This window comes from Gilliamella sp. Fer4-1 (assembly GCF_001690515.1).
Lineage (GTDB): Bacteria > Pseudomonadota > Gammaproteobacteria > Enterobacterales > Orbaceae > Gilliamella > Gilliamella apicola_C.
Window position 1 is genome coordinate 1 of record NZ_LZGZ01000340.1, and the last position, 20570, is coordinate 20570.

At 34.2% G+C, this 20570-nt stretch carries 14 protein-coding genes; 5 read left to right on the top strand and 9 right to left on the bottom strand.

What is annotated here, in order from left to right; translation table 11 throughout:
* From A9G30_RS13075 to A9G30_RS11510, 4 genes are all read left to right on the top strand, one after another.
* Window positions 1-604 (top strand): hypothetical protein (locus tag A9G30_RS13075; protein WP_176700911.1); only part of this gene is annotated, 604 nt, incomplete at its 5' end.
* Window positions 605-1194: 590 nt separating this feature from the next.
* Window positions 1195-2283 (top strand): RNA ligase RtcB family protein, encoded by a 1089-nt coding sequence (locus A9G30_RS11500; RefSeq protein WP_065580528.1) that lies wholly within the window; start codon window positions 1195-1197, stop codon window positions 2281-2283.
* Window positions 2283-2903 (top strand): peptide chain release factor H, encoded by a 621-nt coding sequence (gene prfH / locus A9G30_RS11505; protein WP_065589044.1) that lies wholly within the window; start codon window positions 2283-2285, stop codon window positions 2901-2903. The genes A9G30_RS11500 and prfH overlap by 1 nt, the downstream gene beginning before the upstream one ends.
* Window positions 2904-3260: 357 nt before the next feature.
* A complete protein-coding gene (locus A9G30_RS11510; RefSeq protein WP_065589045.1) occupies window positions 3261-4292 on the top strand; it encodes an AI-2E family transporter in 1032 nt (343 codons plus the stop codon).
* Between the two features lie 594 nt (window positions 4293-4886).
* Here A9G30_RS11510 and A9G30_RS12550 read toward each other — a convergent pair.
* From A9G30_RS12550 to A9G30_RS11525, 4 genes are read right to left on the bottom strand one after another with little or no spacing between them, the layout of a single operon-like run.
* Window positions 4887-6551: a M16 family metallopeptidase gene (locus A9G30_RS12550; RefSeq protein WP_081295839.1), complete on the bottom strand. Its 1665-nt coding sequence runs from the start codon at window positions 6549-6551 to the stop codon at window positions 4887-4889.
* Window positions 6538-7683, bottom strand: a complete 1146-nt coding sequence (locus tag A9G30_RS12555; protein ID WP_081295840.1) for a M16 family metallopeptidase — start codon at window positions 7681-7683, stop codon at window positions 6538-6540. The genes A9G30_RS12550 and A9G30_RS12555 overlap by 14 nt, the downstream gene beginning before the upstream one ends.
* Before the next feature lie 5 nt (window positions 7684-7688).
* A complete protein-coding gene (locus tag A9G30_RS11520; protein ID WP_065589046.1) occupies window positions 7689-9419 on the bottom strand; it encodes an ABC transporter ATP-binding protein/permease in 1731 nt (576 codons plus the stop codon).
* Between the two features lie 57 nt (window positions 9420-9476).
* Complete coding sequence (locus A9G30_RS11525; protein ID WP_065589047.1) at window positions 9477-10454, bottom strand: hypothetical protein; 978 nt, start codon at window positions 10452-10454, stop codon at window positions 9477-9479.
* A 285-nt stretch (window positions 10455-10739) separates the two neighbouring features.
* Here A9G30_RS11525 and A9G30_RS11530 point away from each other — a divergent pair, with 285 nt between their 5' ends.
* On the top strand, window positions 10740-12347 hold the full coding sequence (locus A9G30_RS11530) for a hypothetical protein (RefSeq protein ID WP_065589048.1): 1608 nt from the start codon (window positions 10740-10742) through the stop codon (window positions 12345-12347).
* Between the two features lie 360 nt (window positions 12348-12707).
* Here the strand turns inward: A9G30_RS11530 and rlmKL are convergent, their stop codons facing one another.
* The 5 genes from rlmKL to A9G30_RS11555 all read right to left on the bottom strand — a co-directional run.
* A complete protein-coding gene (rlmKL, locus tag A9G30_RS11535; protein ID WP_065589049.1) occupies window positions 12708-14828 on the bottom strand; it encodes a bifunctional 23S rRNA (guanine(2069)-N(7))-methyltransferase RlmK/23S rRNA (guanine(2445)-N(2))-methyltransferase RlmL in 2121 nt (706 codons plus the stop codon).
* A 260-nt stretch (window positions 14829-15088) separates the two neighbouring features.
* Entirely contained in the window at window positions 15089-15640 is a 552-nt protein-coding gene (locus A9G30_RS11540; protein WP_065567971.1) for an MltR family transcriptional regulator, read from the bottom strand.
* 4 nt (window positions 15641-15644) lie between these two features.
* Window positions 15645-16808, bottom strand: coding sequence for a mannitol-1-phosphate 5-dehydrogenase (locus A9G30_RS11545; protein WP_065589050.1), 1164 nt, complete (start codon window positions 16806-16808; stop codon window positions 15645-15647).
* A 78-nt stretch (window positions 16809-16886) separates the two neighbouring features.
* Window positions 16887-18767, bottom strand: a complete 1881-nt coding sequence (locus tag A9G30_RS11550; RefSeq protein WP_065589051.1) for a PTS mannitol transporter subunit IICBA — start codon at window positions 18765-18767, stop codon at window positions 16887-16889.
* A gap of 679 nt (window positions 18768-19446) precedes the next feature.
* A partial coding sequence (locus A9G30_RS11555; protein WP_065589052.1) for a sulfatase-like hydrolase/transferase occupies window positions 19447-20570 on the bottom strand: 1124 nt, incomplete at its 5' end.

The window sequence follows — 20570 nt, forward strand, 5'->3', positions numbered from 1 at the left end:
CGAAAAGATTTTAAGAGAAAAAAGAGAAATCAATAACATTCCAGCCATTATTGATGGTAAAGCGCAAGAAATAGAATTGCCAGCAAAATTAATCAATGATGTATTTATTGAACACAGCCAATATCATTGGGATTATTCTTATGATCAACCTTTTCCAAAAGAAATAACCCAAGACCTAAAATTGAAGAAAAACCAATCTTATCAAGAACGTTTTAGAAAATTATATCGTGAAAGCGACTTTATTGAATTCTTAAAAGAAGATGAAAAAGAAGACATTAGCTTCCCTTACAATCCTAAAAAGTTCAGTGAGATAAGCCAATATGTTATTCCTAAGATTGACTTAAATAACATAAAATGCGAAGCAGGTCGTCAATATATGGAAAGCCTATTAAATGACTGGAATCACCTTATGACATTAAAAGGTAGTGATTTTAAAAAACCATACGACAATTTGGCATCAAATGATGCAATGGCTAAAAGTTATCGCTCAAAAGAAAAATGTACAGAAGAAAACGATCCTGAGAAAAGTTACAGTAAAGAATTGGGGAAATTCGTTGATGCTCTTCGAGATACTCGCGATGTTAACTTTTATGTGATCAAATAATAGTCCTTGATCATTTTCAAAAAATCGAAAAAGAGGTTGCGAAATAACCTCTTTTAAAAAGAGTAAAATCATTTTAAACGGTTTTATGCCTCGAGAGCTTACAGACAAGTGTTCTTCCTATTTTTATCTCAAGGATAAAAGGCTAAAATTTTACTTTTTATGTTGTTTTATTAATTAAAATTCTTCACGCCTACTATTTACATCTTATAAAAAAATAACTATGATACTCACCATTATTAACTGCAAAGGAGAATTGATTATGATTTGTTTAACTAACCTTTGCAGGCTTATCGCAAAATAATTAAGTAGTAACACTTCTCATTTTTACTTCAATTCATTCTGCTGATCTTAGCCTGCCAATATAACCTATACCCAATACTTAAAGATAATTTTGCTTTACATTGTTAAAGTAAGCGTTGTTTTGGATTAACAATAATTAACTGTTGTGATCAAATCAATGTTAAGTGCAAAGCTGAATTTTATATGTATTATTTTAATTTATAACGTTTTTTACATGTAATTTATTCAAAAAATTTGTCTTTATACATCATCAGGGTATAACAATAATATTGATTAATATGGATTGATATATGGACAATTCTATACAGGTGCTATCTGACAAAGCATCATATATTGCATCAAAAAACACATGGATTGAAGGCGTGGCTATTGAACAGCTACTGGCAACCGCTAATTTGCCGAATATGGTTAAAGTTGTGGGCATGCCAGATCTTCATCCGGGAAAAGGCTACCCTATTGGCGCTGCTTATTTAAGCCGTGAAATCATCTACCCAACTTTAATTGGCAGTGATATTGGTTGTGGTATGGGTTTTTGGCAAACTGAAATCAATATAGCTAAATTGAGTATTGATAAATTGGAACGGCAAATTGGTAATATTGATCAGTCAAATACTCATCATAAATACAATCTTGGTACAATTGGTGGTGGTAACCATTTTGCTGAATTACAAAAGGTCAGTAAAATTTGTGATGAGTCGTTATTTAATGATTACCAACTCAATGCTAAGAAGTTGTTTTTATTAGTGCACAGTGGTTCAAGAGGATTAGGTCATGCGATTTTACAAAATCAATTATCGCGTTTTGGTAATCAAGGTTTACTTGAAAACAGTCCTGAAGCATTAGACTATCTAGCTAAGCACGATAACGCAATAGCATTTGCCAGATTAAATCGTCAAGTTGTCGCTGAAAGATTAATGGCAAACCTAAATACACAAGGGGTTGAAGTGCTAAATGGTTGTCATAATTTTCTCGAAAAAGTCATGTTGAGTGGTCAGACGTATTGGTTGCATCGTAAAGGCGCCTCTTCAGCAACAGATGAATTAGTGATTGTACCCGGATCGCGTGGGGATTATAGTTATTTAGTTAAGCCAATACAGCATGAAAATCTTCTTATGTCATTAGCCCATGGTGCGGGGCGTAAATGGCGTCGGGCCGACTGTAAAGGCAAGTTAGATAACCGCTATTCAATGCAAGAACTTAAACGAACCAAATTGGGGAGCCGTGTCATTTGTGAAGATAGCAGCTTAATTTTTGAAGAGGCGCCACAAGCTTATAAATCAATTGAGAGTGTAATTGAATCGATGCAACAAGCAAACATTGTTAAAGTGATCGCACAACTTACTCCAATATTGAATTATAAAACACAAGGAGGTCATTAATGGTATTGCTCTTTTTTTCATCTGCCAAAGGGCCTGCTGAATGCACTTTAGCTGTTGCGAAAGCCGTAACGCAATTTCTAAATGAAGCAAGTAAATTATCAGTAACAACCGAAATAGTCGAAAGCGTATTGGGCGATAAGCCCAATACTTTCCGTTCAGTGCTTATTTCAATTGAAGGCTTACAGTGTGATCAATTAATACAGCGTTGGCTTGGAACCGTACAATGGATTTGCCAAAGCCCATATCGACCAGCACATAAACGTAAAAATTGGTTTATAGGCATTACCTGCTTACAAAACCCTTCACAAATAATGGATAGTACTATTGAATTTACGACGATGAAATCATCGGGCGCTGGTGGCCAGCATGTCAACAAAACCGAATCTGCCGTTCGTGCAACACATATCGCAACGGGTATTAGTGTCAAAGTACAGACCGAACGAAGCCAACATGCCAATAAGCGATTAGCGAAATTATTATTGGTGCATAAACTTGCTGAATATGAAAATAATTTACATCAGCAGAATAAAACTATACGCCAGCAATTTCATTACTCAGTACCAAGAGGTAACAGTAGTTTAGTTTTTTATGGCAAAGGATTTCATGAAAAAATAGAGTAACCATATTATGTAGATAACATATTTATTATCTACATAAATCAATATTTATCATAGAGTAAATATAAGGTTGCTACAACATTCTCACATAGTCTTTCCACCGTATCGTTATACAATGCCATTTTGTACAAGGATGGTGTATTTAACTATAGCAAAAAAGCAGACGTATAATTTATCCTCTGTTATAATCGCTTTTTTTTTGAACTTAATGCTATGCTTTGAAGTACATTTTAGAATTATTTTAAATCGCCTTGATTTTATCGATTTTTTTTAGCACAAATAGCAAAAAAAAGAATATGTTAATATTTAAGGTTAAAAATTAATAGTTAATCGGCTATTTATTGAAAGGAATTAATTACCATGATACTTGATAATAATCAAAAATTAGGACTTTTTTGTCTTACATTATTTTCTGTTTTTTTCATTATTTTAATGCAAGTTCATTTAATGCCTGCAGTGATTGCAGGTTTATTAACTTATACCTTAACTCAGAAATTAGATGATTTCTTATCGCGAAAAATGATGCGCTTTAGCCATCGATCAAAATTAGTTTCGGTATTAGTCCTAACGACTCTGATTATTGGTATTTTTATTGGTGGTTTTTGGTATTTATTTGCTTGGTTTGTTGACATGGCTAAGCATCCTACCGAAACGTTAACAAATATGAAATTAGTGGTAAACAATGTAATAAACAGTCTTCCATCGAGTATTACTCATTATTTGCCAGATGATTTAGATGAAGTTAAATCCACGATAATGGTTTATCTTAAAGATCATATATTCTATCTACAATCTATCATTAAAAAAGTATTTCACGATTTAATCATATTAATTGTGGGAATGATAATTGGGTTAATTCTTGGTTATAAAGAAAATCAACGTAACGTTGATGACAACAAAGTTGCACAAAGACCACTAACTAAAGCCTTAAAAGCAAGTTTAAACCGATTAGTTGTCGTATTCCAGTATGTTGCTATGTCACAAGTTGTGATTGCATTATTTAATACAATAATGACGTCTATTTTGTTATTTATTATTCTGCCTATGTTTGGTATTCATTTACCGTTTAGCAAAAGTTTAGTCTTAGCCACATTTGTTTTTGGACTTATTCCAATTATTGGAAACTTAATTGTTAACGCATTAATCTTTTTTGTTGCATTTACAGTATCATTCACTGTTGCGATGGCGATTATTGTTTATTTAATTTTAATTCATAAAATGGAATATGTACTTAATGCCAAAATAGTTGGAACAAAAATTCATGCAGGCATCTGTGAATTATTAATTGCGATGCTATTTTTAGAAACACTTTTTGGTGTGATTGGTTTAATCTTTGCACCTATTTTTTATGCATTTATAAAACTATCGTTAAAAGAGTTGGAAATTATTTAATTTAAATATAATCAATATCACTGCATGTTAGCAGTGATTATCATTTACGTAGATAACTATTTACAATAAATCTATTACTGGGTAATCATATCTCGATATTACCCAGACTCAATATGCTAACGAATGCCGTATTAATATTCACATAGAGATATAGCTGGTATAGCTTGCCTTTCCCAAAAAAATAATATCGTGAAGAGTAGATAATGTTTGATGATAAAAATAAAAGAGGATTTGAATACGAAAAAAGGCAAAACAAGACAAGTTAATTGTATCCATAAATGAAAAGAAGCCGTTCATTACCAAAGAATAATTAACTATAACGCCTAACAACCCAATAAGGCACATAAATCATATTTGCTTCCTATTGAATACATGTAGCGTAATTTTCTATACCAAGTGTGAACTCATTATGGCGTATTTATGTGCTAATTTTTAATTTTATCAGTTTGAGCAATAGCTAAACACAAAATGGCTCTATATTTTTGAGTCGTATCGGAATGTAAATTTACCCATACAGTAAAATCAGGAAACTAAAAGTAATACTCTATATGCTAGCTAGTTTATTACTTTTGATTCCTGACTAAATTGATAATTTTATTGATTCGAATTATCGGCCTTTTTAGGTAATAAAGTGAAAATTTTTGGATTTTTACCTAATAATTGTGTAGCTAAATGGTTTGTATCTTGCAATGTAATGGCTTCAATGAGATTGGCTGGCATATTTAACTCATCAAAATGGCTACCATCAGCTGCAGTTTGTGCCATTGCGGTTAACCAATAAGTAGAACTGGCCTTTTTTTCTTGGTAATTAAGTAACCATGATTTCTTTGCTTGCTGTAACTCATCTAAAGTCACGCCATTACGCGCTACAGATTGAATTACCTCATCTGCCAACACCGTTATAGCATGGGCTTTGTCAGGGGCTGTCGTAAAGTTTAGCCTCGCTAAATAATAGGAAGTCGGATATTTGATCAGTTGCTGCGAAAAAATAATGGTATAGACGCCAGAGGCCTGCTCTCTAACATAATAACGTAACCTTAAATTAATAATATAGTCAATAAGTTCAAGACTAAGTTGATCACGTAGCTGCCATGGTTTTTGCGCTGAGTAAAGTATACTAACCATCGATTTATCGCTACTAGCCATAGGGTATGTTTTTTGCATTGATTGATGAATTGGTATGATACCGTTATCTACCCATCCGTCTTTTTTATCAGTAGTAGGTAGACCCGCAAACCAATATTCAACTAATGGTTTAATTTCATCAATATTAAAACGTCCAGAAATAATAATATTGGCCGATGGTGATAAAGCAAATGCACGTAAATAGTTTTGCTTCAGTTGATCTGCTGAAAAATCCCTCCAAGCACCATCAGGTGAAACTAACAAACGATCACCATGATTAAAGGCATTTTGATTGATTAAGTCTAAAAATTGCCTTTCAACAGGTTGTTTGGAATAAGCTAAGCTTAATTGTTGTTTGGTTTGGGCTAATTGTTGGGGGTCAAAATTAGCGGCGGTTAATTTCAAATAAAATAATTTAAATAATGATGCTAATTGATCATTCGGTGCCTTTCCGCGTAAACCATGATAAAGCAGTTCGGCATAAGGGGAAACACTAACTTGGTGTTGCCGGCTAAATTGGTTTAATTTTGCTGAAGTATACGTTCCATAACCACTATCTTCCGCCAATCTTTGTGACCAACGCATAATACCTAATTGTTGATCGCTATCAAGAGATAATCCCCCAGGGATCTGTAATAACATTTCAACATCACCTGATAAAGTATTATCAGGGCGTGCAATAACTCGAAGCCCATTGCTTAATTGCCATTCATATGCATTGATTTCACTAATATTGTGGGTTGCTGTAATTTTTCCTTGTAATGCAGGCTTGATATCAAGATTAACTTCTTCTTTCTTAAATGGAAACTTTCCTAACTGAGTTTGTCTAATCGTTTGCCATAATTGTTTGATTTGCTCGGCATTAACCGAATTTTGATCACTATCTGGACCAATAACTGCAATCCGTAAATTAGCGCTGTTTAGTCGCTCACCCACTATTTTTTGCAGATCGCTTGCATTAAGTGTTTTTAATATTTGTGTTGTTTGAGTTAATTGTTGTGTTTTATTTTGTATAGGCAAACTATTTGTAATATTGTTAACTAATTGATTAGCTAAATAATCATTTTGATAGTTAATTTCATTTTCTGCCTGTTGTTTTAATTTTGTTAAAATTTGGTTTTTAACTTGTTGCAATTCTATTTCTGATACAGGGCTTTGACATACGTTGTACTTCGGAAAACAGATGCCTCATTGTCTCTAAATACTGTTGATCTTTTGGCTGTGCAAAAAGAAGGTATTGCATACGTTTGTTATCAAATAAAATACCTTGTTGATTAATTTGAGCGCTAGGCAATATTTGATTTTCTACTAACAATGATAGCCGATGATTAAGTAACGTTAGCCAGACTAAATCAAAAATATCTTCTTTTATTCCTTGAGGTGTATTTAAAGCTGTGGGTAAATCACGTTGTAATGCGATTTGTATTAGTCGTTGCCCTTGTTCGCGATCAAGGATAACTTTAACTAGTGGCTCGTTTTGTGGTGAAAAAGATCTTAATTGTGGAATATCAACTGGTGCATCACCTCGTGAACGCTGACCAAAAAGTGTATTAATCCATTGTTTAGCTGATTTAGTATCAAAATTTCCTACTGCAACTAAGCTCATTCTTTGTGGCTGATACCAATTGTTATAGAACGTTTTTGCTTCCTGAACCGGTGCGTTTTTTATGATATCTAACGAACCAATTGGAGCTCGATTAGCGTATAAACTTCCATGATAACGTAGTTCATCTAAGAGGGTATTAATGCGGTAAGCCACGCCTTGCCGTAAGCGCCACTCTTCAATGATAACATCGCGTTCACTTTCATAAACTTGTTGTTCAAATGAAATATGATAAGCCCAATCTGATAATACGGTTAATCCTTTTTCTAATTGTAGAGCTTCACTAGCAGGTAACGATAAGCGATATACCGTTGAATTAAAGCTGGTGGCGGCATTAATGTGAGTTCCCAAATGGATTCCATATTCTTCTAGCGATTTAAAACTAGATTTATTAGGAAAATTTTTTGTTCTCTTAAATGCCATGTGTTCAACAAAGTGAGCTAAGCCTAGTTGATTTTCATTTTCTTGCAATGAGCCACTGTGCACAATTAATCTTAACTCTAATCCTGCTTTTGAGCGAGGTTGTAGATAGACAGTTAATCCGTTGTCTAATTGATAAGTTTCTATCGTAGGATTGGATTCAATTAGCGTATTTGACCAGCATAAATGGGGAAAACTAAGCAATAGGGAAAAGAAAATATAGTATAAAAAATTTTTTAACATCGAATTTAAACCTTAGATATAAACACAGTCTCAAACTCGGCATTTTGCTGTGCCAATTTTTGTATTGGTGAAATAGCCGTATCATCTAAATTGATGACTTGTTTAACATGATTTTGTATTGGTTGATGAGAAATAAAGATCATCGCGCTTTCTGGTAATTTTTTCTGTAATAGCGAAATAAGTTGATAGACACTTGGTAAATCCAATGCCGAAGTTACTTCATCTAACAAGATTAGTTCGGGTTTGTTAAGCAACACCCTAGCAAACATTAAACGTTGTTGTTCACCACCTGATAAACGGTTCCCCCAATCACTTTCGGTTTCTAGCTCATGACTCAATTTATCTAGCCCAACTAATGATAATGTTTCAAGCAACTTTTGTTGTGTAAAGTTTTTTGAGCAAGCAGGGTAAGCCAATAAATTATCCAACCTATCGTAACTAAGGCGTATTTTTTGTGGGATCCACAGATAATTATCTGTACGTTGAATAATACCTTGATAATTTGTCCAAAAACCACTAATGGTTTTTAATAGTGTTGATTTACCTATACCCGAACGTCCTTGAACCAATAACGTATCGCCTTTAGTTAACTGGATATGAGTCGATAATAGGACTTGCTGATTATCTGCACTTTTTAATATTACCTGCGCATCAAGTAGCGTATCATTATGGGTAGTTTGAGTAATTGTATTTTCAGGTAATTCATCTAAAAGCCGAACGAAATGATAAAGCCTTGTTACTGTCGCTTGCCAAATTGCAATATCTCGATATGCATAAATAAACCAACTTAATGCCGAGGAAACCTGCATAAATGCTTGTCGAATTTGCATCAAGCCACCTAAATTAATTAAGCCAGCAATAAAAGCAGGTAATGCAAAAAAAATCGGCGCTAAAGAAGATACTTGTTGGTAACCTACACTAAAAAATGAAAGATTTCTTTCATAATTCATCAAATTTTGCCAATTATGAATAATGGTTGTAAATTTGTTTTTTAACCTAGTCGTTTCTTGTTTTTCACCATGTTGGCCAGCGATTGCTTCGCTAGATTGGTAACAATGAATCAATGTAGCTCGGTAATTAGCTTCGCTTTGCTGTTTTTCGATATTAATTTTATGTAAAGGTTTACCTATAGCATGAGTGCAAATAATTCCTAATAATGTATAGATAGCGCAAGCAAAAACCATATAACCAGGGATATGAATATCTATCGATAGTAAGGTAAAGGAAATAGCACCAGATAGTGTCCATAAAATGGCAGTAAAGGAGATTAATGTCATAAACGAACGCAAAAATGAAAGTAATAAATCTAGTGATTGTTTAATCAGTAAATTGATATCTTCAGCAATACGTTGATCGGGGTTATCAAGTTCAATATGTTTTATTTTAAGATGATAGTGATGAGAATGTTTGGATAACCATTGCTTAGTTATTTTTTCTGTCATATGGTAACGCCAAATTATTAATAGCTTCTTTTGTAAATAATCAGCGTACACAACGACCAAAATCATCATAATAATAAGAATAATAAAATCGCCCAATAAACGATAAAGATTTTGCTCGTTTAAAGCCTGTAGGGCATTATAAAAATCTCCATTCCATTGGTTTAATTTAACATTAAACCATACAGTGGATAAACTTAAAGCGATAACACTAAGTAATAATAACCAAGCCATTTTTGATGCTGAAGAACACCAAAAAGGCTTTACTAAATATAAGAATTGTTTAATTTTTTGCATGTTTATGCGGCAGTAAAATTTATATTATTGCGAAAAAAGTATAACGTTTTATGTAAATTAGAAGTCATAACCAACTTGAATCCAAAATTGGCGACCAGGAGCATAAGCATTGACAATTCTGTCATTACCTGCCGCATCAGCACCATAAACATAACGATCGGTAACATTTTTTTTATTTAAAATATTATTAATTTCTACAGAAAAATTAGCACCTTTAGCAAAAGTTGGCGCCCAACCGAGTTTAGCATCCCAACGAAGCGTACTGGCAAAGCGTTCTTTTTCGTATTTTGCCATTTTATCCCCCGTATTTGGATCGGTGTGATATTGGTTACTATAACGAACCGCTTGATTTCGCGGGCTTTGCCATTGTAGTAAGTTGTAAAGCGTTAAATCATAGTCTGGAATTTTGCTTGTCAGTTCGAAATTGATCTTAACGGGAATATTAAAATCGGTTGCAGGTAAATCAGATGCTTTAATTATTCTACCGTTATACCAAACTTTATCATGGCGAACATTATTTGCGGGATCATAATGTGCATAACCTAGCTCTTTAGGTGTATTGCTTTCACTTTTTTGCCACGAGATTGAAGCTGATGCAGTATGTTCAGCGTGATAAAATTCGATAGGTAGTCTATTTTTTACCACTAATGACAAAGTATCATGCGTACTGCGCCCAGAGTTATCAAAGGTTCGAATGTTTGATCGACCATTATCATATTTAGGGCGACTGCGAACTTCATCATAACTTTCACGATGTACATATTGTAATTGCCATAGACTGTTTTTTATAACCTGCTCAAAACCTAAACTAATTTCATCATTATAAGGTGTAGAAAGTGAATTAAGCCCTTCGAAATCAGTTGAGCTTATCCAATCTTCATCAACTTGTCCTGGTGTACAAAAGTAATAGCAGTTCTTTAATCCCGCATTTTGTGCACCATATAAAGCATAGGCCATCATAGTACGGCCATAATAGCGGTTGATCCCAGCAGTTAATACAGTATTACCGTTACCAAAGGTGTCTAAACTCGTCACAAATCTTGGTGCTAGGTTGATGTCTTTAATAAAATTATCATAATCAATACGTATTCCAGGACGGATGGTTAAGCGACCGTATTTAATTGTGTCATCGGTAAAGAATGCGTAATTATCGTAACTTGCTTGATAATGGCCAGCTTGGAAAACCGAAGCATGATCGGCATAAGAGAGCCAAGGGAGGGCGTCCCATGTGCCCGTATAGGTATATAATAATAGAAAAGCTCGAATTAAAGTAAATATAAGTTGTAGAAAAGGATTTAGAACGTGCTAAGGAATAGTTGTTTGGTTGCCAGCCATAAATTATTGGTAAAAATAAAAGAAACATTAACTAATTTAAGCGTTTTTCACCTACAAATACTTTTCGACTTTTATTCTAAAACGACAAGATTGTTGTCTTTTTCATTAACACCAATATTTATTGGCATTAGCTTGTTATTAACGACTTATGTCAATAGAGCAATCGCCTTAAGTTCAGAAGTTATTCATGTTGCCGAAACTACCAATGTGATTAATGGTACTGCGCCTTATTTAAGTTTTGATGGCGGGAAAACTAAAATATTAGGCGTTGATGATATTTTTTGGATGAGCTATCAAGTTGGTAATCAAACTTTTCGATATACACTCGATAATAATACTTCGTCACAACAGAACCCTATTTTGTTACCTGAATCGATTAAAACGTTTGCCGATATTAATTCGATTATCCCCAAAAATTATCCAATACCCGAGTGGGCAGAAGATAATGGGCAACAAATAGAATTTAATAGCCGTTATGATAGACAATATTTTTTTGATGATGATGGCGATGAAATTCTGAGTGGTGCAGGTATGGTTTCGCTAAAAATATTTGATGAAGCAGATGATTATGGTAGTGATGATTTGGCCGAGTGGGGAGAGCGCAGCTATAAACGTAGTGACCTTATTGATCCTTGTCGTTATAGCTATAGAATGGTTTTACTATCTAGCATTTCTTCAGTTTTGAGTAAGTTTGGTGTGCCATCTAGAAGATCATTTGGAGCAACTGTCACGGAAGATGAGTGGAATGATGATCCATGGGCATTTGAGGATCGATTGGTTTTACATATTAAGCCTGCTGTTTCCAACCCTTATGCATGTTGGGCATATCCACTTACTCAACCAACCCCACACAGTGAGCATATAGGTAATGAATGGGTAGCGTCCGATCTGTATAGGGAGTCAGGGGCAAAAAAAGGATATCAACTTCAAAATATTAATAGCCCTTCAGCTAATTTTCCAACCACGGCAGGCGATTCATTTTCGTTTAATTTAACAGTCGCAGGGTCTTTTCCTCATGAACTAAGCTACAGTAAGCAGCCTAAGGATTCAATTATTAATTTAACTATTAGAAAAGCAGAAGAATTTAGATATTATGGAAATTACCCTAATGAAGCGACAATTACGCTATTAGGACCAAAAGCAGGACAGCCAAATACGTCGTTCTCTCCTACAACGTTTATTATTTATGCTGATCAAGAGCAAACTAAACCTATATATAGTTTTACAATTAACAAATGGTTTATTTTATTAGAGGATGGTAAACGAACATTTAAAGAAAGTAGAGAGTATTGTGAAAGCATTGGGTACCGCCTTCCTACTGTACCTGAATTAACCAATGTTAAAAATGTTGAGCTAAATTGGCATCAAGGATACCCTACTGGCAAAGAAGGGTTCTCTAAGGTACAACTTGGAGGAGGAATCATTCCAGAATGGGGCTCTGATGTTTTTAGGCTAGATCGTCATATTTATAGAAAATTTTGGTCGAATAATCGCCATAAGAATGATAACTACTACTTAGTTGATGTTTATAGATTGATATTTTCAGAACCAATAACAGAACAAATTGGCTACGCACTTTGTATTTCACCGTAATCTTTAAACGGCAGCCGCACAGCAACAACAACGGGTGATTTAATACAGATAGAGCAATACTTTGTAGATAGAAAGGTAATATTAAAATGATTTATTTTGGTTTAGGAGCGACGTTATGATATATGTAGTAACAGAAACAACTAATTAATGCGTAAGAGCAACTAACCATAAAATAATTTTTATTTATATCGTAGTGCCAATATGTAATGATAATTCAAATCTAGGATTTAAAGATTTAGCTTGTGATGTATTGTTCAATATTGCATTGTTTAGGCACGGTTACCGCTGTAAAAAACGTCAGAAAACCAATTGATTTTATTTAAATTTTTTTGTTGGATTAACCGCCGTGTAGGCGGTTAATTATTGATGCTTTACAATAAAACAGCAGTGGATTTGCTTGTTGCGTTTAAAATCAAGCGAAAGTGTTTTATTGGTAATTTCTTGATAGGTAAGTCCTAGATCTTGCATACCACTGCTATCCATCTTAAAACCACGTTTATTATTCGAAAAGAGGATAGTGCCATTAGGTTTTAGCAAGCGTTTTAGATCCGCCATTAATTTTAGGTGATCTCGTTGCACATCAAAGGTATTATTCATACGTTTGGAATTCGAGAATGTTGGCGGATCGATAAAAATTAAGTCGAATTGTTCATCGGATTGAGATAAATAAAGCAAACAGTCAGCCTGAATTAGTCGGTGCTTTTTACCTGTTAAACCATTTTGTTTTAAATTACGATCTGCCCATTCTAAATAGGTGCGTGACATATCAACGGTAGTGGTTGATTTAGCGCCACCAAGTCCTGCATAAACAGTTGCGCTCCCTGTGTAAGCAAATAGATTTAAAAAGTCCTTACCTGCACTCATTTCACCAATCATTTTGCGTGCTAAGCGATGATCTAAAAACAGTCCTGTATCTAAATAATCGGTAATATTGACCCAAAATTGGGTTTTTTGGCGATTAATGGCGTATTCATGGACTAAAAAATAATCCTGCTTTTGCCCTAATTTTTGGTATTGTTGCTTACCTTTTTGTTTTTCTCGGGTTTTTAATACTAGTTGATCGGCAGTCAGGTTAAGTTCTGACATGGTGGCATTGATAATATCAAATAGCCGTTGCCGTGTTTTTTGTGGATCAATATTTTTAGGGGCGGCGTATTCTTGTATAACTATTTTATCTTTATAACGATCAATAGCAACATTATATTCGGGTAAATCTGCATCATAAAGCCGATAACATTCAAGTTGTTCTTGAGCTGCCCATTTTTCCAGTTTTTGTTTATTTTTGCGTAACCGATTTGCAAAGTCGGCAGCCGGCACCGTTGGGTTCGTGATAGGTTGTTGAGCATCACGCTTAGCAATGGCATAATTTTTTTGTACACAGTCGATTGGACCATTTTTGGCTTTAAATTGTCTATCTGCTCGCATTTGTAAACAATCTAATAGTTGCGGAGCACCACTAAATAGTGATAATCGCCAACCACCAAAGTGTTGTTTAATTTGTTGACCAAGAGCAGTATGTAAAGCAATAAGTGCAGGTTCACTTTCTAGCCGTTCGCCATAAGGTGGATTACTGATAATCATACCTGTTGTTTGCATTGGTAATGGATTAATAAGTTTTGTTACATCTTGTAAAGCAAAGGTAATTAAATCGCCCACACCGGCTTGGATAGCATTTTGTTTGGCTCGCTCAAGTACGGTAGGATTATTATCGTAACCAATAAAAGGAATATTGGGTTTACGAGCATTATGTTTTGCTGAAAATAATAACTCATTCCATAGCGTTGGATTAAACCCTTTCCATGCAAAAAATCCCCATTGCTTGCGTTGTAACCCCGGTGGGATTTTTGATGCCATCATAGCGGCTTCAATCAGTAGCGTGCCTGAGCCACACATGGGGTCAAGCAATGGTTCATCACTCAGCCAACCTGAACGCATAATAATGGCGGCAGCAAGGGTTTCTTTTAATGGTGCTTGCCCTGTTTGCTGACGATAACCACGTTCATGTAAGCTATTGCCACTTAAATCTAAAGATAAGGTGACTCGGTTCTTATTTAAATACGCATGAAGTCGAATATCTGGATCTTGTTTAGCAACATTGGGGCGTTCGTTAGTATGGCGTAAAAAGTGATCAACAATAGCATCTTTGATCTTAAGTGCGCCATATTGACTATTGCGAATAAATTCATTAACGCCAACAAAGTTGATCACAAAAGCGTTATCGACCGCAAAAATATCTGTCCATTTAATATTAAATACACAAGAATAGAGATCTAAATCACTATAAATATCAAATTCAGCTATTGGCAACAAAATGCGTGAGGCTAAACGGGACCATAATAATGATTGATATAATGTTTTTTCATCAGCATCAAAATAAACTCCACCTTGGGTAATTTTACAGTTAGGTGAGCCTATTTGTTCTAACTCTTTTTTTAATAACTCTTCAAGCCCGCGAGATGTGCTAGCAAATAGTGTTTTCATGTATAATCCACTTTACAATAAAATTGCAGGCATTATACCGACTAATTGCAATAGTGGGAAATAAAGGCAACGCTTATATCTATTTTTGTTAATCAAAATTTATTAGCTTTTGACAAAAGCGTTTAAACAAAAGGGTAAGTTATATATTTTGATTATGATTTTTTTGTAGAATTAAATACAAATTCGTTTTCATTGTCATAATAATTTTTATATAAAAATGTTATAAATTAAATAAAAATCTTAATATCAATTAACGATTGTTATGGAAAGTAATCTAATTTTTGTTTATTACTGATGCGTAAAGTGAGATCGGTAATTGCGATGATTAATGCAGAGCGGATCATTTGTTGATAACGATTTTGATACATAGATGACTTTAAACCATCTACAATTCCTGCCGCTTTTTCATGCTCTTGCTTGTGATCCCAATTAGGCGGTAAAACCATGTCATGCAATAAGCTAATCGGTCCTAAAATTTCATCATCAAGATAAGTATATTTTTTTTCATCGTTATCTAATTCATCTAAAATGGCCATGAGTAGCTCAATATCTTCAAACTCTTCGCGTGTAATAATACCTAGCACATATAACAGTTTTAAACAAACAGAGGTATCATTCAACGGTCCATTTTTACCCATTAACGAGGGGATAACAAATTTTATTGCGTGCGGTTCTTTACGAAAGGCTTTTTGGATTAAATGGTTAACGCTATCACTAATCAGATTAATTGCAACAGCCAACAAGCTGTGAATATCAGCCTGTTGGTTGAGTTTTTCTAAAATAGTATCTTCTTGTAATATCGTTCCTGACATTTTTTTATACAAATTGACGATTTTGCATTGCAGTATAAAGTTCTTCTACCTTTTGAACAATAATATTGTTGTTTTCAATACCTGAAATTTCAGTAAATGCGGCTTTTACCCCTTTATTAGCAATAAGATCTGCAAGTTCAACGGCTTGTTCATCGTCATCATTACGATAGTTCAGCGCAGCGGCAATACCAATCAATAAATTAGTATTTTGTACTTGATACTCAAAAGTGCCAAGTAATGGTTTAATTAAACGATCATTAACGCCCAATTTTCTTATTGGTTGACGGCCCACACGTGCTGTATCATCTTGTAAATAAGGATTTTCAAAACGAGATAAGATTTTTTCGATATAGGCTATATGTTTTTGATCATCGAAATTATAACGTTTGATAAGAACTAGACCGCTTTCTTCCATTGCTCCCCGTACGATTAAACGAATGCGTTCATCTAAAATAGCATCTCGAATCGTTGCAATATTATGATAAAACCCTAAATAAGCCGTAATGGCATGGCCTGTATTTAAAGTAAATAGCTTGCGCTCAATAAATGCCATTAAATTATCTACTGGCTCCATGCCTTTTATGTGTGGAATTTTGCCAATAAACTGTGTTTCATCGACGATCCATTCCGAAAATGTTTCAACCGTTACTTCTAAAATGTCGCCTGTTTTTGATGTGGCTGGTGGGACAATGCGATCTACCGCTGAATCCACAAAACCTATATGGGTATTTACCCATTCATGCAACGCTACGGGTAATGTTTTAAAAATTTCTTGTTTAAAATGATGGGTACCTTTCACCATATTTTCGCAAGCAATAATGTTTAGCGGTTTAGCATTACCTTGCTTATGGCGAGCAATAATGCCTTGTGCAACGATGGCGGCAATGCGTGCTAGAATTTGCGGTCCTACGGCTGTTGTTAGTAAGTCAACTTTTGCTATATGGTCGATAACTTCACTTGATGTGCTATTAATTGCGTCAACATTTTTAACTATTTCGGTTGTCGATTGCTCACCAACAACATTAACTGGATACTCATGACGTTTAGCGATATCATCAATAACTTGTTGATTGACATCGGCAAACGTAACATGCACACCAGCATCTGACAATAATTTACCAATAAAACCGCGTCCAATGTTACCTGCGCCAAAATGTAATGCTTGCATAATAATTAACCTTTATTTGAGTTTAAATTTAAAAAGAGGAAATTAAATCCCATATTTTCGGGATTTAATCAATATTGTTTAGCTTAATATTGCTAAAACTTCTTCAATGTTATTTGTTGTCGCTAGTTTGGCAATAATTGTTTCATCATCTAATGCATTAGTCAGTTTTGCTATTACATCAAGGTGTTCATTATTGCGAGCAGCAATACCGATCACGATTTTTGCTTTATCGTCTTCTTCGTGACCAAATTGCACACCTGAAGGGTATTGGCAAAATACAATTCCTGTTGTAATGACATCATCTTTTGCTTCAATCGTACCATGAGGAACAGCAATTGATTCACCAAGGTAAGTTGATGTAAGTTGTTCACGTTCAATCATGGCTTCTATGTAGTCCGGTTTCACATAACCATTATCGACTAACTGTTGACCTGCAAAACGAATCGCTTCTTCTTTATTTTTAGCGGTCAACCCTAAAAAGATATTTTTTTCTGATAATTTAAAGAGCGGGGTATTATCTGTGGATGTATTGTTTACAAGTATTGCTTTTTCTTCTGCTATGCTAGAATTTTGCGAGCTTAAAAGATCAACTACGAGCTGGCTATATAGTTGGCTATCTAAAAAGTTAGTTAATGAAATATGATGTGCGTTTGGCGCATGTTGTTTGGCTCGATCAGTTAAGTCTTTATGCGTAATAACGATATCAACATCGTTTGGAAGATTATTAATCGCTAAATTAGTGACAAAAATATCCAAATTGGCATCTTGAACTTTTTTGCGTAATACTCCTGCACCCATAGCACTTGAGCCCATTCCTGCATCACAAGCCACAATGATTTTTTTCACTTTCGCAAGGTCAAGTGTGCCGTTCATCATGCCTTTTGCTTCGCTTTTCATTGCAGAGATATTGGATTTTGCATCTTCAAAGCTTTTGTCTGCTTCTTTGGTTGTCTTTAATAAAATAGCTGAAGTGATAAACGTAACCATTGTTGCCGCAATGACAGAAAAAATGACACCAAGCATTGATGATTTCGGCGTTACGGCAAGAACGGCAATGATTGAACCTGGTGATGCTGGTGAGCTTAACCCTGCACCAAATAGTGTTAAAGTAAATACGCCTGTCATTCCACCTAAAATCACTGCAATAATAAGGCGAGGATTCATTAATACATATGGAAAGTAAATCTCGTGTATCCCACCAAAAAAGTGAATAATTGCTGCACCACTGGCTGAACTTTTGGCTGAGCCTTTACCAAAAAACATATAGGCTAATAATAACCCTAATCCAGGACCAGGGTTTGCTTCAATTAAAAAGAAAATCGATTGAGAATATTCAGCCGCTTGTTGAATACCTAACGGTGAGAATATGCCGTGATTAATTGCGTTATTTAAGAAAAGAATCTTAGCGGGCTCAATAATGATAGAGGTTAAAGGCAATAAATTGTGTTCAACCAAAAAATTAACAGCAATAGTTAATTTACTTGATGCTACAACGACAGAAGGGCCAATTGCAAAAAATGAAAGTAATGCTAAAAGCATACCAATAATACCAGCAGAAAAGTTATTCACTAACATTTCAAAGCCACTTTTGATTTTGCCATCGACAACTTTATCAAATTGTTTAATTACCCAACCACCTAAAGGACCAACTATCATTGCCCCTAAAAACATCGGAATATCTGAACCAACAATGACCCCCATTGTTGTGATTGCACCAACAACCGCGCCACGTTCTCCGTGAATTAATTTACCGCCAGTATAACCAATCAAAAGTGGTAATAAATAAGTAATCATAGGACTAACTAGCTTGGCAATAGTTTCGCTTGGATACCAGCCTGTTGGAATAAATATAGCAGTAATAAATCCCCAAGCAATAAACGCACCGATATTTGGCATTACCATATTACTTAAGAAACGCCCAAAGCTTTGAACTTTCAATTTGATATTTGAGGTTGTCATAATATAAATCTTTCCTTCTTGATTGATATAACTATTATGTGATTATTGTAGAAGGATTTAGTTATTTAATTCATCAAAAATAATCGATAAATGTGATGCATATCACGTAGTTAAACCTAGGTATTTTTTGTTTTTTGTGATTTAAATCACACTTTTTCTGTTATTAGTAAAATCGGTTATTAAATAAAATGGCTAATTGCGAATAGCGCGTGTTTAGAACATTCGAGTTGTTATAAATTATTTTTTATCATCAAATAGGATAGAAGATAAGAAGTGTTTGTGTATTAAGATCATTTTATGATTGGCATTAATACCACAAAAAGTTCGTTGAAATTAACTAATAAAACGGTCTCTTGCCACTTTAGGCTTATTACAGTGTGATATTAGATTGCGCTATTCAAATATAATTATTATGTGGTTGGATGTGTGATTATTTATTGTACATTAGGAGGTGGGAATGACATATGACCAAACGTTTCTTGCCCTATTAATTATATATAAAAAATGTTGGCTGAACTTGTTCAATTCAAACCAACATTAATGTCAGAGCTTAGTAAATATTAGAACTTTACTTTATTATCGCATTGATTACTAATAACTAATAAGAAAAAAAGTCGCAATACTACAAAATTTATAGTAGATATTGCTATTTCTTTTTCAAAAAAAGTTATAGCAACAATCAATCATCATTAGAAATTTTTAAAAAAGGCATAACGTTGCCATTAGGCATAAAAACACGATCGTTATTTTTTTCTTTATTCAAAATAGTTTGATCAACATCATATCCCAAAAGATTAGATAAAATATATTTATTCATCAATCCACTTAAATAACCGGTTGGACTTCGAAATGACTCTATAAATTGACAGTTATAGCGATCATTTGTTGATATAAACATAAACGGAATTAAAAATTGGTCAACATTTGTGTTACTTACACCATGCCCAACATTAACGATTTCGCCATGATCCGAGGTATAAATTAAGGTATAATTATGGCTGTATTTGTTAATAACATCGTACAACGCTTTCACTGTACGATCCGTGTGATGGATGGTCAGATCATATTTTTCAGCATCAGGTAAAGCTTGCTTATCAACTTCATCATAATTTTCATAAGGTTGATGGCTGCCTTGTAAATGTACGAAAACGAATTTTTTCGGTGAATTATCTTTTTGAAGCGTATCCTCTAATAACCGACTTAAATAAACATCAAGCGTATTTTTACCAAAAGCGACAACATCACTCTTACGTGCAATAAAACCATATTTAGTTTCAAATGAACTTTTAATCTCCTGACCAGGTGAGGCTAGCCAATAGGTTTTGTAATGATTGAATTTAGCCATTTCAATAATTGACTTATTATTAAATAAATTATCATCGCTTTCTGGAACATTAAATGAAAGAGTTAATGGTAAAGAATCCTTTGTAAAAGCGGCTGCTGAGTGGCTATTTTGAATAATACAAGCACCATTTTGGCTAAAAATATTGGTCATAAAAGGCGTTGTTTGTTTATGGTAACCATAGGTGCTGTATCGAGTTACTAATGAGGCTTCCCCCATGATTAATACCACTAAGTCGTTATCGGTTTTATTGGGGGGTAAAAGAATAGCTTCATTGAATTTTTTAATCTCATTTGTACTAGAATAGATGTTTGTTGATGCAAAACTAGCTAAAAGGTAGGATAAATTGCCTACAGCAACGGGATATGTAACACGAAATAATGTTGCACTATTTTTATAGTAACCTCGTTTAAAGTCACGAGTGAAAGATGCGTTTTTTGCTATAATCAATGTTATCATAG